Raw genomic sequence first — 14,386 nt, 5'->3', positions numbered from 1 at the left:
ACCTTTTGCCACTTGAATTGTATCAATTATATGCCACCTTAGAAATAAGGATTTATTGAGGAAGGAATATTGAATGACCACTCCACCAAAGAAGGCCGCAACACCGAAAAAAGCTCCGGCGAAAAAGCCGGTTGCTAAAAAATCGGTCGCTAAAAAACCAGCGGCAAAAAAAACCGCTACAACCAAAAAAACAACGGCAGCCAAGCCGTCAGCGCCGAATAAATTTGGTGCGACAAGAGCAGCGGCTGATAAATCTCTGGAATTCAGGGATCGCGCAGTCTCCAAGGCAAAGTCAGTTGCCAATGAAGGCAAAGCCAAAACCGGCGACGCTATTGGCAACCTTAGCAAAATGATCGAAAACAGCGCCCGGACGATTGACGAAAACGCTGGTGAGAAATATGGCGACTATGCACGCTCCGCAGCAGATGCCGTGGCATCATTTGCTGAAAAGCTAAATTCCAAAGATGTCGATGATATCATGGAAGATGCACGCGGCTTTGTGAAGAAAAGCCCTGCTGTTGCTGTGGGCGCTGCGGCGGCCATCGGTTTTGTTGTGGCCCGGCTGATCAAATCGGGAATGGACAAGGACGACGAGGCCTAAATGAGCCTTACCGTCTGTAACGACATAAGGGCATCCCGTTGACATCAGATAAGCAACCCGATGCAAAGACGCCGGTTAATGACGATATCGTAAATCGCCGTGGAGACTCCGATCTCCTCGGCGATCGTACGGCGGTGCCTGGCAATGAAGGCGAGACTTTGGAAAAGCCGCTTTCCGAGCAATTTGCAGAAATTATCGAAGACGCCAAAACACTCGCCGAAATCGAGATCGCCTACTATCGCGCGAAAGTGGAAGCCAATGTCGGTGCCACCAAAAAGATACTGGCCTATTTCGGTTTTGGGTTGGCGCTGATAACGGCAGGTTTAACGGCGCTGATCTTTGGACTATTGTTGACCTTGACGCCTTATATAGGCGCCGGAGCGGCAACCGCTGTTGTTGCCGGCAGCTCTTTACTTGTTGGTGGCGCTTTCATTGTTAACTCCATCCGGCGTGCTAAAGGCCTGCCTATCGATTCCGAAAAGCTATGACCAAAAATCAGGATAATCGAGAAAGAATGAAAAACTTGTCCGAACATCGGGCAAATGAACGGTCGCGAATTTTGCGCAATGCCCGATTTTTGCGTGACAGCTTGAAGCCAAGCAATCTGCTTGATAGGGCAACACAAAATACCCGGAAAAACGCTTCGGAAGTGGGTTACAAGATTGCCGCAACAGCACAGGAAAACAAGGCTATTTTAGCAGCTGTCGGCGGCACTTTGGTCGCCGCGTTGCTCTACCAACCACTGAGGTTCCTGATATCGCGCCGAAAAGACGCCGTGGATGACACCAGTGCTTCTGTCGATGAAGAAGACACTGAAGAGGTGACCACAGAAGATTAAATATGAGTTTGAGGAACATGCGATGAGCAAATTATCTGAAAATATTGACCGCGTACGCAATGCGTCGCGCGAAAAGCTGGACGCTTCTCGCGAACGTCTTGCAGGCGCGAAAGACGTTGCAATCGAGTTAGCGAGTGAAAGCAGCGTAGTCGCGCGCGAAAAAATGTCCGAGAGCAAGGCCCGTGCAGCGGAACTGTTGGGTCAAGGCAAAGACATTGCAACTGAACGGGCAGCTGCTGCATCTGCTGCAACGAGACAGGTCGCAACCAAGGCGGCAGAAAAATCGAGCCAAACGGTTGAAAAAAACCCGTTCATGGTTGTCGCGGGTGGCCTTGCAATGGGGCTGATAGCGGCCGTTTTGCTGCCCAGAACCAAAGTCGAATCGAAATATGTCGGAGCAGCAGGCCGGAAAATCAACGATACGGCCAAAAAAGCGGTCGAAGCAGCCAAGGAAGCGGGACACGAACAGATCGCCAGTCTTGGTTTGAATTCCGACAGCATGCGCGATCAGTTTAAAGATTTGATTGGCAAATTATTTGAGACTGCTAAGAGCGCCGCCTTGGCCGCGCAGGACGTAGTCAAAGATGATGTCAAATCGGACAAAGACAAATAAACGGGAAACGCGATGAGCGAACAACGCAGTAAAATTCATCTGGTCATGGGCGGACGGGTCAAAGATCCCCGTGGGATAGAATTTGAAAATCTCAAGGAAATTGATCTCGTTGGCGTTTATCCCAATTTCGAAGAAGCAGAGGAAGCATGGCGGGACAAAGCCCAGCGCACGGTTGATGATGCTGAAATGAAATATGTTGTGGTGCATTTGCACAAGCTTCTGGAACCCGATCTGCCCGAAGAAGACTAAGTCCACCGAAAATTAAGCAACTTTGTCTACGCGCTGCGAAAGCGCCATTCGAGCAATGGGCGTGTCATGAGCAGACCCGTTACAAAGCCGCCAATATGCGCATAAATGGCAATAGCTGTAAGGCTGCCCTGCGTCGCGATACCGATCATCAGTTGGATGCCGATCCACGCTAGTGACAACCAGACAATCCGCACGATATGGCCGGGGATCGGTCCGACCGGCTTGACCTGATTGCGCGCAAACAACAGGGCATAAGCGCCCAATATCGCTGAAATGGCCCCGCTCGCGCCAACAATCGGTATTGTCGAGCTGCCATTGAACAGAAATTCTGCCAATGCCGCGCCATAGGCTCCGGCAAAATATAGAAACGCCATCAAGCCCGGTCCCAAAGCCTGTTCAACAAAGCGACCGCAAAACAACAGCATCACCATATTGAAGCCGATATGCATCAGCCCGCTATGCAAAAAGGCAGACGATATCGGCGTCAGCCATGCCGGCACCAGTCCGCCCATTGCTTCCAGCTCCGGAAAACCCGCGCCCAATCGGATCGGAAACATACCGCCGCGAATAATGGCGTCCTGCTCCAGACCGGAAATCCAGAGCCCCAGAAAGATCAGCACATTGATGAAGATCAGTCCGTTGGTTAGTTTCCCGCCAGGAAGAGCCATGCGCCTTAAATAAACTCGATTTTTTCGAGCAGATAATATTTGTCGCCAGACGGGACGGTGACTTCAATCTCGTCACCGACGCTACGCCCAATCATCGCGCGGCCAATCGGGCTGTTATAGCTGATTTTTCCCGCTTTCGCGTCTGCTTCTGCCTGGCCAACAAGCTGGTATTTTACGGGTTTGTCGTTTTCATCCAGCAATGTCAGCGTTGCGCCGAACACCGCTTTGTCGCCTGACAGCGTCTTGGGATCAATCACCTGCGCGCGGCTCAACTTGTCTTCAATATCGGCCAGCGTCGCCTCAACCTGGCCCTGACGTTCCTTGGCCGCATGATATTCCGCATTTTCCGACAAATCACCATGCGCGCGCGCTTCTTCAATCGCATCAACGATTAATGGACGTTCTATTTTCAGTGCCTTGAGTTCAGCCTCGAGCTTGTCGTGGCCTTCCTGCAGCATTGGTACTTTTTCTACAGCCATTTTTGGCCTTTCTTCAATAGTCCACCGCTGATTTCAGCCAATATCGACGACGCGGTGTCAAAAACAGTTTTCCGGCGCTCTTGCCTAAGCAACGCGCCCGCAGGGTGACAAAATGTCGGGAGTTTAAGTCTGCGAACCCTTATAATAAGACTGTAGCGAGCGAACTTCAAGCGTTTCGTCGCGCATCGCCTCAATCGCCTGCATAACAGCGTTGCTCGCCGTGGCAGTGGTGTAAATCGGGATTTTCCCGACCAGCGCAGCCGCCCGGATGGATTTGGAATCCTTCAGCGATTGCCAACCCTCGGTGGTGTTGAAGATCATGGCAATTTCGCCATCTTTGATCCGGTCAACAATATGCGGACGGCCCTCGGCGACCTTATTGACCTTCTCGACCGCGATACCCTTACCCGCCAGATAAGCGGCTGTCCCGCCGGTTGCGATAATCTTGAAGCCCAGTTTTTCGGCAATCCGCGCGGCGGGTTCGATCACCTTCTTGTCGGTTTCCTTAACCGATACAAACAGCGTTCCGCCCTTGGGGAGGATAGTATTTGCGCCCATTTGCGACTTGCCAAAGGCAATCGGGAAGGTCTTGTCGATCCCCATAACTTCGCCGGTGGACTTCATTTCCGGCGATAACACCGGATCAATACCTGGAAAACGATTGAACGGGAAGACTGCTTCTTTCACAGCAATATAATCGATATTTCTATCAATCGCTGGCAAGTCTTTAAGCTTTTCCCCAGCCATCACGCGGGCTGCGATTTTGGCGATTGGAACGCCTATCGCCTTGGCGACAAACGGCACTGTCCGGCTGGCGCGCGGGTTGACCTCGATCAGATAAACCTCGCCGTCCTTCACCGCAAACTGGATGTTCATCAAACCGCGCACCTTCAGCCCGAAAGCAAGCGCCTCTGCCTGTCGCTCCATTTCCGCGATGATGTCGTCAGACAAGCTGTGAGGAGGGATGGTGCAGGCACTATCGCCCGAATGGACTCCCGCTTCTTCAATATGCTGGAGCACGCCGCAAACGACCACTTCATCGCCGTCACAGATCGCATCCACGTCCACTTCAATCGCATCGCGCAGATATTGGTCGACCAGAACCGGTTGATCGCCGGAAACCTGCACCGCAGTGTTGATATAATCTTCGAGCTGCGCCGGACCGTCGACAATTTCCATCGCCCGCCCACCGAGCACGAAGCTGGGCCGGATCAGCACCGGATAGCCGATACGTTCCGCGATTTTGACCGCTTCTTCCTCGGTCCGGGCCATGCCGTTTTCCGGCTGTTTCAGCTTGAGCTTGTTGACCAGCTTGGCAAAGCGTTCGCGGTCTTCGGCCAGGTCGATGGCATCGGGTGTGGTGCCGAGAATTGGAATGCCCGCATCTTCCAGCGCTGCCGCCAGTGATAGCGGTGTTTGCCCGCCAAATTGGACGATCACCCCGGCCAGCGTGCCCTTGCTCTGCTCGACGTGCAAAATTTCCAGCACGTCTTCGGCGGTCAGCGGCTCAAAATAAAGTCGATCAGAGGTATCATAGTCGGTCGAAACCGTCTCCGGATTACAGTTGACCATGATCGTTTCGTAACCCGCATCCGCCAGCGCGTAACAAGCATGGCAGCAGCAATAATCAAACTCGATGCCCTGACCAATGCGGTTGGGTCCCCGCCGAGAATCACCACCTTCTTGGCGTCAGACGGCATGGCTTCACACTCGGGAGCCCCGAAAATCGGCGCTTCATAGGTGGAATACATATAGGGTGTCTTGGCTTCGAATTCTGCCGCGCAAGTATCGATCCGCTTGAACACGGGCCGCACGCCCAGCTTGTGCCGCAGCGCCCGCACTTCCTTTTCGGTCGTGGCCCCCGCCATTGCGTGCAATGCATCGTGGATCAGGCCATGCCCTTCGGCTAACGCCCGCCCTGCCCCGCCGGCAACATGAACTGCGTCCACCGCGAGATTGGCAAGACGCTTGTCGGAAAAGCCCATGGATTTGAGTTTGCGCAATGCTTGGGGCCATTGGGCAATCCATTGTCGAGAATATCCTGCTCGGCATCGATAATCTCGCGGATACGAGCCAGAAACCACGGATCAAATCCCGCAATCTGGTGAATGTCCTGATCCGAAAAGCCTTCACGCATCGCCTGCGCGGCAACCAATAGCCGGTCCGGAGTGGCGCGGGCGAGAGCCGCATTGATTTCTTCACGCGGCGCCCCGATCAAATGCTGTACGCGGTTAAAACCGTCCAGTCCGGTTTCCAGACCGCGCAGGGCTTTTTGCATCGATTCGTGGAAATTCCGGCCAATAGCCATCACTTCGCCAACCGACTTCATCGCGGTGGAGAGCAACGGCTCCGCGCCCTTGAACTTCTCAAACGCAAAGCGCGGAATTTTGGTGACGACATAATCAATTGTCGGCTCGAAAGACGCCGGTGTTGCGCCGGTAATATCATTGTCAATCTCGTCGAGCGTATAGCCCACCGCCAGCTTCGCCGCGACACTGGCAATCGGGAAGCCGGTTGCCTTCGACGCCAGCGCACTACTGCGTGATACACGCGGGTTCATTTCGATAACAACAAGCCGCCCATCCTTCGGATTAACTGCGAACTGTACGTTCGAACCGCCTGTTTCAACTCCGATTTCGCGAAGCACCGCGATGCTGGCATTGCGCATGATCTGATATTCCTTGTCGGTCAGCGTCAGCGCGGGGGCAACAGTAATGCTGTCGCCGGTATGCACGCCCATCGGATCGACATTTTCGATGGAACAAATGATGATGCAATTGTCGTTTTTGTCGCGGACAACCTCCATCTCATATTCTTTCCAGCCAATGATGGACTCTTCGATCAGCACTTCATTGGTCGGCGAGGCATCCAGCCCGGTGCCGACAATATGTACAAACTCTTCCTTGTTATAGGCAACGCCGCCGCCTGCCCCGCCCATGGTGAAGCTGGGCCGCATGATCGCAGGAAGGCCGATTTCCTCCAGTGCCTTCATGGCGTCATCCATGTTGTGTGCAATGGCGGAGCGCGGGCTTTCGAGACCGATTTTGGTCATCGCCGCCTTGAATTTCTCGCGATCCTCCGCCTTGTCAATCGCCTCGGCATCCGCGCCTATCATCTGCACATTGTACTTTTTGAGCACACCCATTTTATTGAGCGTCAGCGCGGTGTTCAGCGCGGTTTGCCCGCCCATGGTCGGCAGGATCGCGTCGGGACGTTCCTTCTCGATAATCTTGGCGACAATTTCCGGCGTAATCGGTTCGATATAGGTCGCGTCCGCCATTTCCGGATCGGTCATGATCGTCGCGGGGTTGGAGTTGACCAGAATGATCCGGTAGCCCTCCTCCTTCAGCGCCTTGCAAGCCTGCGTGCCGGAGTAATCGAATTCGCAGGCCTGTCCGATAATGATCGGGCCTGCGCCGATGATGAGGATGGATTTTATTTCAGTTCTTTTGGGCATTTATCTTATTGTGCTTCCCATTTAGAGTTGCCGAATGACCGAACAGCAAAAGAGTAATTTCGACCAAATGCTTTTAGCGGGAATTTGGCATTCAGCTGCGAAAAAGTTAATTGGGCCAAATGCCGAAACTGGAACTTATGCAGACCTTCCAGGATACTATTGCATTGCTCATTGTTTTGAACTTTGCCTGAAATATGCTGCTTTGAAAAAAGAAGTCGATCCAAAACATCTGAAAAAATTCGATGTGAGGCATTCTCTGATCGGCTTGTCGGAATTGGTTGAGAGTTTAGGCTGGGAAATAAGCTCAAAAACAAAAAATGTCTTGGGCGCTCTAAATGCAAACCATCGAGAACACGGAATAAGATATTCTGCTTTGAAGCCTGAAAGCTCAACCACAATAGTACCTTGGTCTCATCTGGACGCTGCGTTTGCAGAGCTGTCAACCTTGACCCACCCATCTCGATTACCTTAATCACGCCGGATTCTCGTCAGAAATCGGACCATTCTCGTTACAGGCAAAGCAGCCCCAGCCATCGTGGTCGATGTCATATTCGCTTTCGATCTCAAGGCTTTTGCGGGTCAGTTCGTGGATGGTTTCGCGCCGCGTGTCCAACCGCGTTTGCAGTTCGATTTCCCATTGACCTTCTTCTTTCGCGACGACCGCCGAGTGAAAGCCCCATTTCGCGGCGTCATTTTTCAGCTTGTTGAGATCAGCAACGGCGCCGACATACTGCACATTAATCTCGCGCACAACATGACTCAAATCGCCGCCTGCCGCCATATTCTGCAGGATTTCATCATCCACCTCCCATTCCTCGGCCAGATGCGCAGGATCAATCTGGCTCATGACGCCAGACCGCTAACAAATTTCTCAAACAGATAGAAACTATCCTGTGGGCCGGGACTGGCTTCGGGGTGATATTGTACGCCGAAGGCGCGTTTGCCGGTGATGCTGATGCCGCAATTGCTGCCGTCAAACAGGCTTTTGTGGGTTTCGACCACGGTGTCGGGGAGCGTATCACTGTCCACCGCAAAGCCGTGGTTCATGGACGTAATCTCGACCAGATTTTCCGTCTCGCCCCAATCGCCGCCAACCCGCTGCACCGGATGATTGGCACCGCGATGGCCCTGATGCATTTTGACCGTCTTTGCGCCTGCCGCCAGCGCCAGCATCTGATGGCCCAGGCAAATCCCGAACAGCGGCACATCCGCCTCGAGCAGCTGTTTGATCACCCCAACCGCATATTCGCCCGTTGCCGCCGGGTCACCGGGGCCATTGGAGAGAAATACGCCCGCCGGTTCCAGCGCCATGATATCGTCAAACGAGGTTTTGGCAGGAACAACAGTGACTTTTGCGCCAGCCTTCACAAGATTTCTGAAGATATTGCGCTTGGCGCCAAAGTCCAAAGCCACCACATGGGGACGCTCCTTGGCCCCAACTTTGACAAACTTTGGATCAGGCTCATAGCCATGACCCAAGCGCCAGATACCGCTATCCCAAATCTTCGTCTGATGCCCGGTAACGGTAATCGCCAGATCCATGCCCTCAAGACCCGCCCATTCCCGCGCCTTGGCGAGCAGTTCATCAATATCAAACTGGCCATCGGGATCATGCGCAATCACCGCATTGGGCGCACCCGCCTCGCGAATACGCCGCGTCAAAGCGCGGGTATCGACGCCGCTAAGGCCAATCCGCCCCTGCTCCGCCATCCACTGATCAAACGGCTTCTGATCGCGGAAACTGGACGGTGCGGTCACATCTTCGCGGACGATACAGCCCAGAGCATGCGGCTCATCCGCCTCGACATCCTCCTCGTTAGTCCCCACATTCCCAATGTGCGGGAAGGTAAAAGTCACGATCTGCCCGGCATAGCTCGGGTCGGTCATCACCTCCTGATAGCCGGTCATCGCGGTGTTGAAGCAGACTTCACCGACCGCCGAGCCGGTTGCGCCAAAGCCCCGGCCCCAGATTATCGTGCCATCGGCCAACACCAATATCCCGGTTGCGCCCTTTGGTGCGGCGGGGATGCTGGCGTTGGTCATCATCTGGGACTTTCTGTGCTCGGATTAAGGCAAATTTCGCCGTGACTAGGGCTAGTTTTTTGGAGTCTCAATCTATGAAAAAAAATATCTTCCCGCTACAGTGGTACCTTATTCCAAAAAAGATAGGGACGCCATGATTCGCGACAATGTGAAAGCGGAACAAATTGCTGCTATGAAGGCGGGCGACAAAGACCGCACAGCCGCCACGCGCGCCATTCTTGCGAAGATTAAAGACAAGGATATCGAGCTGCGGACGAAGGACAGCACGCTGGATGATGATGTCGTGGTCACCGATGTGCTGCAAAAAATGGCCAAGCAACGCCGCGAATCGATAGAGATGTTCGAAAGCGGCGGACGTACCGAATTGTCTGCCGGTGAAAAAATGGAATTGGCGGTGATCGAGGAATTCCTCCCTGCGCAATTGAGCGAGGCGGATACGGCGGCACTGATTGACGGTATCAAGGCAGAACTCGGCGCGGACGGCATGAAAGATATGGGCCGGGTGATGGGCGAACTAAAAGCCCGGCACGGAAGCGAGATTGACATGAGCAAGGCCAGTGGGCTGGTGAAGACTGCGCTAAGCTGATCGGACGCCCATGACCCTCACCCCGCAATGGCTTGAAGAACTGCGATCGCGCACGACGCTCTCGACGCTGATTGGCAGGACAGTTAAGGTCACCAAGTCGGGTCGTGAGTTTAAGGCTTGCTGCCCGTTCCATAACGAAAAAACTCCCAGCTTCACGATCAACGATGAGAAGGGATTCTACCATTGCTTTGGCTGTGGCGCTCATGGCGACGCCATCCGCTGGATGACTGACCAGCGCGGGCTGGGCTTTATGGATGCAGTAAAAGACCTCGCATCTGAAGCGCAGATGAAAGTCCCTGCCCCTGATCCGCAGGCCGCCAAACGTCAGGAAACGCGTGCCACATTGCATGACGTCATGGCGGCAGCGCAGGATTGGTTCGTAGCGCAGTTCAACGGGATTGAGGGCGCTCATGCGCGGGAATACCTGAAAAACCGCAGTATATCAGAGAAAACCATTCGCGACTTCGGCTTTGGCTTTGCGCCGGATTCGCGCGGGCGGTTGAAGGACGCGTTGTCCGTGCATGGCGTGGATCAGTTGGTCGAAGCAGGCCTGTTGATCAAGGTCGATGATAAAGAAGCTTATGACCGCTTCCGCGGACGCCTGATGATCCCGATCCGAGATCCTCGAGGTCGCGTGATTGCTTTTGGCGGCCGGATTTTGGGCGATGGTGAGCCGAAATATCTCAACTCTCCCGACACGCCGTTATTTGATAAGGGCCGCACGCTTTACAATCTCGACAAAGCCTCGCCAGCTTCGCGCCAAACGGGACGTATATTGGTTGTCGAAGGCTATATGGATGTGATTGCCTTGGCGCAGGCTGGTTTTGAGGATGTCGTTGCGCCGCTGGGCACTGCGCTCACCGAACATCAGATTGAACGCATCTGGAAAATGGTCGAAGCGCCTATCCTTTGCTTTGATGGCGACAATGCAGGCCAAAAAGCGGCGATGCGCGCCGCACTGCGCGCGCTGCCGATATTGAAGCCATCCCATAGCTTGAAATTCATTTCTCTGCCTGCCGGACAAGACCCCGACGATCTTATTCGTTCAGACGGAGCGCAAGCATTTGCAGCGCTCATCAACAAGCCGCAAATGCTGTCCGAGAAAATCTGGCAAGTCGAATATGACGCTGAACCGCTCGACACGCCAGAGGCCAAGGCAGGCCTAAAGAAGCGCGTCTCTGATCATGTGCGAGATATTGCCGATCAGGACATCGCCCAGCATTACCGACACGACTTTCAGGAGCGCTATGAGCAGGCCTTTTTTGCCCGGCGCGAGAATAATCAACCCAATAGGCCATATCGACCTTCGAAAGGAGGATTCAAATCCAGATATGTGTCATTCACGCCAAAGGATGAAACAAAGTCTGTTCTGGTCGACGGTTATGATCTGCGCATCGCCAAAGGAATTTTGGGTGGTCTGATCCGCCATCCATCCCGGATTTCCAAGCATTTTGAAGAACTCATGATCCTTAAACTCGCTGATTCGCAGTTGCAAGCGCTCCTCACCGAGTTAACCAAATGCGCAATGGGCAAAGAAACGCTTGATATGCAGGGCCTTCTTACCATATTGGAACAAACAGATTGTTATAATGTCGCAAAAGGGCTGTTACGGGCCGATGCGCTGAATTTCACTTTCAACCGCAAGCTGCCAGATGATGCCCCGTCAGACGAGATTTCGATCTTGGCGAAGCGGGCCCATCAGGATTTGGCAGAAGCGATTAAAGTGGTGACGGCGCGACCCGGACTGGAAGCGGCTCTGGCAGAGGCAACGCGGCGGGTGCAGGATGATCTCACGGATGAGAGTTTTGCCGAGCAGCAGCGTCTTCGCCAGGCGAAACAGGAATTTCACGAGCGATTGGTGGAACTCACCCAGATCGATGACGTTGTTTAGATAAGTTGTTATAAAGTTAGGGCTCAAAGACTTGGCAAGCAAAGCAAAAAAAGTGACCAAAGCGGAAGACGAACCGCTGATTGATTTGAACGACAGCGCGATTAAAAAGCTGATCACCAAGGGCAAAAAGCGTGGTTATCTAACGATTGATGAGCTGAATGCGGCCCTGCCCCAAGACCAGAACGAGCAGATCGAAGACATTATGTCCCAGATTTCCGAAATGGGCGTCAAAGTCGTGGAAAATGACGAAGAAGCTGCCGAAGAAATGCGCGGCGATGAAGTTGCGGCGATTGATGGTAAAGGCAAAGATAAAAAGCCGGCAGCAGCAGCGCCAAAAGCAGCAGCGGGAGACCGTACGGACGATCCGGTGCGCATGTATTTGCGCGAAATGGGTGCTGTTGAATTGCTCAGCCGTGAGGGCGAAATTGCGATTGCCAAACGTATTGAAGCTGGCCGTGACACTATGATCTGGGGGCTATGCGAAAGCCCTACCACGTTTAATGCGATTATTGAATGGTCGACCGCGCTCAACGACGGCGAGATGCAGTTGCGCGAAATCGTCGATCTCGATGCGATGCTATCGAAAGATCCCGCCCCTGAAAATCTTGAAGAAGATGATGATGACGATGGCGAGATCAGCGAAAAAACTGCTGGGCCCTCTTACAAAGACGATGATGAAGTTGAAGACGAAGTAGAAGAGGAAGATGTCGATTCCGAAGAGGATGATGACGAAGCTGCTGCAAAAAAGCGCCGTGCCAAGCGGGCTGAAGAAGAGGAAGAGGATAACACCCTTTCGCTGGCGCAAATGGAAGAAGCGCTAAAACCGGATGCTCTTGAAAAATTTGCGAACATCACGTCGGTGTTCAAGAAATTTTCCAAACTGCAAGAAACGCGGCTTGAAAGCCTCGCTGCGGGTGATGATTTCCCTGCGACACAAGAGAAAAAATATCATAGTTTGCGCGAAGAGCTCACCGCTCTGGTTGAAAGTGTTCAATTTCACGCGAATAAAATCGAGTTTCTAGTGGACCAGCTTTACTCGTTTAACCGCCGTTTGACGGCGCTTGGCGGTCAAATGTTACGGTTGGCGGAACGTCACAAAGTTCCGCGCCGCGCTTTTCTGGAAAGCTATGTTGGCAACGAACTGGACGATGCCTGGCTCGCTAGCATGGTCAAAACCGATAAAAAATGGGAAGCTTTTGCAACCAAAGAAGCGGATGCGGTTGAACGCATCCGTGCCGAAATTTCCGATATCGCCAATGCTACCGGTACATCGCTTAACGAGTTCCGGCGCATTGTTAACATGGTCCAAAAGGGCGAGCGCGAAGCGCGGATTGCCAAGAAAGAAATGGTTGAGGCCAACCTGCGTCTCGTTATTTCCATTGCCAAAAAATACACGAATCGCGGACTGCAGTTCCTTGATCTTATTCAAGAAGGCAATATCGGCTTGATGAAGGCGGTCGATAAATTCGAATATCGCCGTGGTTACAAGTTCAGCACCTACGCGACCTGGTGGATACGGCAGGCGATCACCCGTTCGATTGCTGATCAGGCGCGAACCATCCGTATTCCGGTGCATATGATTGAGACAATCAACAAACTGGTCCGCACATCGCGCCAGTTCCTGCACGAGCAAGGCCGCGAGCCGACGCCGGAAGAAATGGCCGAACGCCTATCCATGCCGCTGGAAAAAGTGCGCAAGGTGATGAAAATCGCCAAAGAGCCGATTTCCCTGGAAACACCGATTGGCGATGAGGAAGATTCGCATCTTGGTGATTTCATCGAGGACAAGAACGCGATTATCCCTGTGGACGCCGCCATTCAGGCAAACCTTAAGGAAACCGTGACCCGCGTATTGGCGTCGCTCACACCACGCGAAGAGCGTGTGCTGCGTATGCGTTTTGGCATCGGTATGAACACCGACCACACGTTGGAAGAAGTTGGCCAGCAATTCAGCGTGACGCGAGAGCGTATCAGGCAGATTGAGGCGAAAGCGTTGCGCAAGCTGAAGCACCCAAGCCGCAGCCGCAAAATGCGGAGCTTCCTGGATCAATAGGGTGTGAAGTCTGTGAACTATGTAAACTTCCAATAGCCAATAGGGTGTGAAGCCTGTAAACTTTGCATTGGCTGAGAAACATGGTTTGCATATCCCTAACGGACAATAAACTAGGTCTTTAGGTTTCTGCATTACACCAGAGTTTGAAACGACCCCAATGGTGGTCGAATACTCTAATGTGATGTGAGCGCTATGCCGGAAACCAGTTTAAAACCGTCCGTCCAGCCTAATTTGGTCGACTATGTGGCCGAACACGGCAGTGCGTCGGTCCGTTATTTTCAGGAAATTGCCAGCGGCGTTGAAAGCCTGTCAGGGCCGGAAACTGCAGATATCGCGCATTTTTTGTGCGTTTTGCACGGTCGTCACCCGGGAGTGGTTGATCATGCCGCGACCAAGACAGCCGATGAAGCTGCACGCACCTGGCTGGTTGAGGCCATTGAAGGTTTCACCGCCGAGCGTGCCTTTCTGACCAAATTGACTGTTGTGGCAGGCCCTATTTCAGGCGTTGGCGTAGACGATCAAAGCAATGCTGCGGTTATGGCCCAGCGCAAAGCATTGGATATGCTCTCGCAATCTGATCGCAATGGCTGTGCGATCGGGGCCTCTTTTGCTCTGGTACTAGACTGGTTTGCCATTCGCGGAATCCTGGAGAAAATGGCGATTCGCCTCGGCTTTGAATCCCGCGCTGCAATATTGCCAAGTCCAGAAGCGACCGAATCGCTCAATACCATTCTTTCTGGCAACAAGCCGATCGAACGGGCTATAAACTTCGGCGCAGATCAGGTTCTCACCCAACACCGCGGTCTCTGGCAGCTGATGGAAGCCCGCAGAAACGCACGCAGCCTGGCAGAGTAATTTCCTGCCGCGATTTTCAGTCTTAACTAAATGATTAACTTGCCTGTAACAGG

14 protein-coding genes and 1 pseudogene are annotated in these 14,386 nt (G+C 53.2%); 10 read left to right on the top strand and 5 right to left on the bottom strand.

Annotation, left to right across the window (positions count from 1 at the left end):
- The first annotated feature begins 73 nt into the window (after positions 1 to 73).
- Genes HF685_RS01780 through HF685_RS01760 form a run of 5 tightly spaced genes read left to right on the top strand, consistent with a single transcriptional unit; the run spans position 74 to position 2,301 of the window.
- On the top strand, positions 74 to 601 hold the full coding sequence (locus HF685_RS01780) for a hypothetical protein (protein ID WP_168818033.1): 528 nt from the start codon (positions 74 to 76) through the stop codon (positions 599 to 601).
- Positions 602 to 639: 38 nt separating this feature from the next.
- Entirely contained in the window at positions 640 to 1,089 is a 450-nt protein-coding gene (locus tag HF685_RS01775) for a phage holin family protein (protein WP_168818032.1), read from the top strand.
- A 26-nt stretch (positions 1,090 to 1,115) separates the two neighbouring features.
- Positions 1,116 to 1,439: a hypothetical protein gene (locus HF685_RS01770; protein WP_168818031.1), complete on the top strand. Its 324-nt coding sequence runs from the start codon at positions 1,116 to 1,118 to the stop codon at positions 1,437 to 1,439.
- Between the two features lie 22 nt (positions 1,440 to 1,461).
- Positions 1,462 to 2,052 carry a hypothetical protein gene (locus tag HF685_RS01765; RefSeq protein ID WP_168818030.1) on the top strand — a complete coding sequence of 197 codons (591 nt, stop codon included), beginning with the start codon at positions 1,462 to 1,464 and terminating at the stop codon, positions 2,050 to 2,052.
- A gap of 12 nt (positions 2,053 to 2,064) precedes the next feature.
- Positions 2,065 to 2,301 (top strand): DUF4170 domain-containing protein, encoded by a 237-nt coding sequence (locus HF685_RS01760; RefSeq protein WP_168818029.1) that lies wholly within the window; start codon positions 2,065 to 2,067, stop codon positions 2,299 to 2,301.
- Positions 2,302 to 2,327: 26 nt separating this feature from the next.
- Here HF685_RS01760 and HF685_RS01755 read toward each other — a convergent pair whose 3' ends face one another.
- The 3 genes and pseudogenes from HF685_RS01755 to carB form a co-directional block, all read right to left on the bottom strand.
- Positions 2,328 to 2,969: a rhomboid family intramembrane serine protease gene (locus HF685_RS01755; RefSeq protein WP_168818028.1), complete on the bottom strand. Its 642-nt coding sequence runs from the start codon at positions 2,967 to 2,969 to the stop codon at positions 2,328 to 2,330.
- Between the two features lie 5 nt (positions 2,970 to 2,974).
- A complete protein-coding gene (greA, locus tag HF685_RS01750) occupies positions 2,975 to 3,448 on the bottom strand; it encodes a transcription elongation factor GreA (RefSeq protein WP_168818027.1) in 474 nt (157 codons plus the stop codon).
- 123 nt (positions 3,449 to 3,571) lie between these two features.
- Positions 3,572 to 6,905: pseudogene (gene carB, locus HF685_RS01745) on the bottom strand (carbamoyl-phosphate synthase large subunit).
- Between the two features lie 34 nt (positions 6,906 to 6,939).
- Here carB and HF685_RS01740 point away from each other — a divergent pair.
- Positions 6,940 to 7,377 (top strand): hypothetical protein, encoded by a 438-nt coding sequence (locus tag HF685_RS01740; RefSeq protein WP_168818026.1) that lies wholly within the window; start codon positions 6,940 to 6,942, stop codon positions 7,375 to 7,377.
- Here the strand turns inward: HF685_RS01740 and HF685_RS01735 are convergent, their stop codons facing one another.
- Both HF685_RS01735 and carA read right to left on the bottom strand, forming a co-directional pair.
- Positions 7,378 to 7,752 (bottom strand): ribonuclease E inhibitor RraB, encoded by a 375-nt coding sequence (locus HF685_RS01735; protein ID WP_168818025.1) that lies wholly within the window; start codon positions 7,750 to 7,752, stop codon positions 7,378 to 7,380.
- The gene (gene carA, locus HF685_RS01730; RefSeq protein ID WP_168821110.1) at positions 7,749 to 8,948 is read right to left on the bottom strand and encodes a glutamine-hydrolyzing carbamoyl-phosphate synthase small subunit; all 1,200 of its coding nucleotides are present in this window, start codon (positions 8,946 to 8,948) and stop codon (positions 7,749 to 7,751) included. The genes HF685_RS01735 and carA overlap by 4 nt, the downstream gene beginning before the upstream one ends.
- A gap of 133 nt (positions 8,949 to 9,081) precedes the next feature.
- Between carA and HF685_RS01725 the strand changes: the two genes are divergently transcribed.
- The 4 genes from HF685_RS01725 (at position 9,082) to HF685_RS01710 (ending at position 14,333) form a co-directional block, all read left to right on the top strand.
- Positions 9,082 to 9,534, top strand: coding sequence for a GatB/YqeY domain-containing protein (locus tag HF685_RS01725; RefSeq protein WP_168818024.1), 453 nt, complete (start codon positions 9,082 to 9,084; stop codon positions 9,532 to 9,534).
- Between the two features lie 10 nt (positions 9,535 to 9,544).
- A complete protein-coding gene (gene dnaG, locus HF685_RS01720; RefSeq protein WP_168818023.1) occupies positions 9,545 to 11,425 on the top strand; it encodes a DNA primase in 1,881 nt (626 codons plus the stop codon).
- Between the two features lie 31 nt (positions 11,426 to 11,456).
- Entirely contained in the window at positions 11,457 to 13,478 is a 2,022-nt protein-coding gene (gene rpoD, locus HF685_RS01715; RefSeq protein WP_168818022.1) for an RNA polymerase sigma factor RpoD, read from the top strand.
- A gap of 231 nt (positions 13,479 to 13,709) precedes the next feature.
- Positions 13,710 to 14,333, top strand: coding sequence for a DUF6975 family protein (locus tag HF685_RS01710; RefSeq protein WP_168818021.1), 624 nt, complete (start codon positions 13,710 to 13,712; stop codon positions 14,331 to 14,333).
- The last annotated feature ends 53 nt before the right edge of the window (positions 14,334 to 14,386 follow it).

Origin of the sequence: Parasphingorhabdus halotolerans (genome assembly GCF_012516475.1) — a bacterium.
Classification (GTDB): domain Bacteria; phylum Pseudomonadota; class Alphaproteobacteria; order Sphingomonadales; family Sphingomonadaceae; genus Parasphingorhabdus; species Parasphingorhabdus halotolerans.
This window is presented reverse-complemented; position numbering and strand designations above follow the sequence as displayed.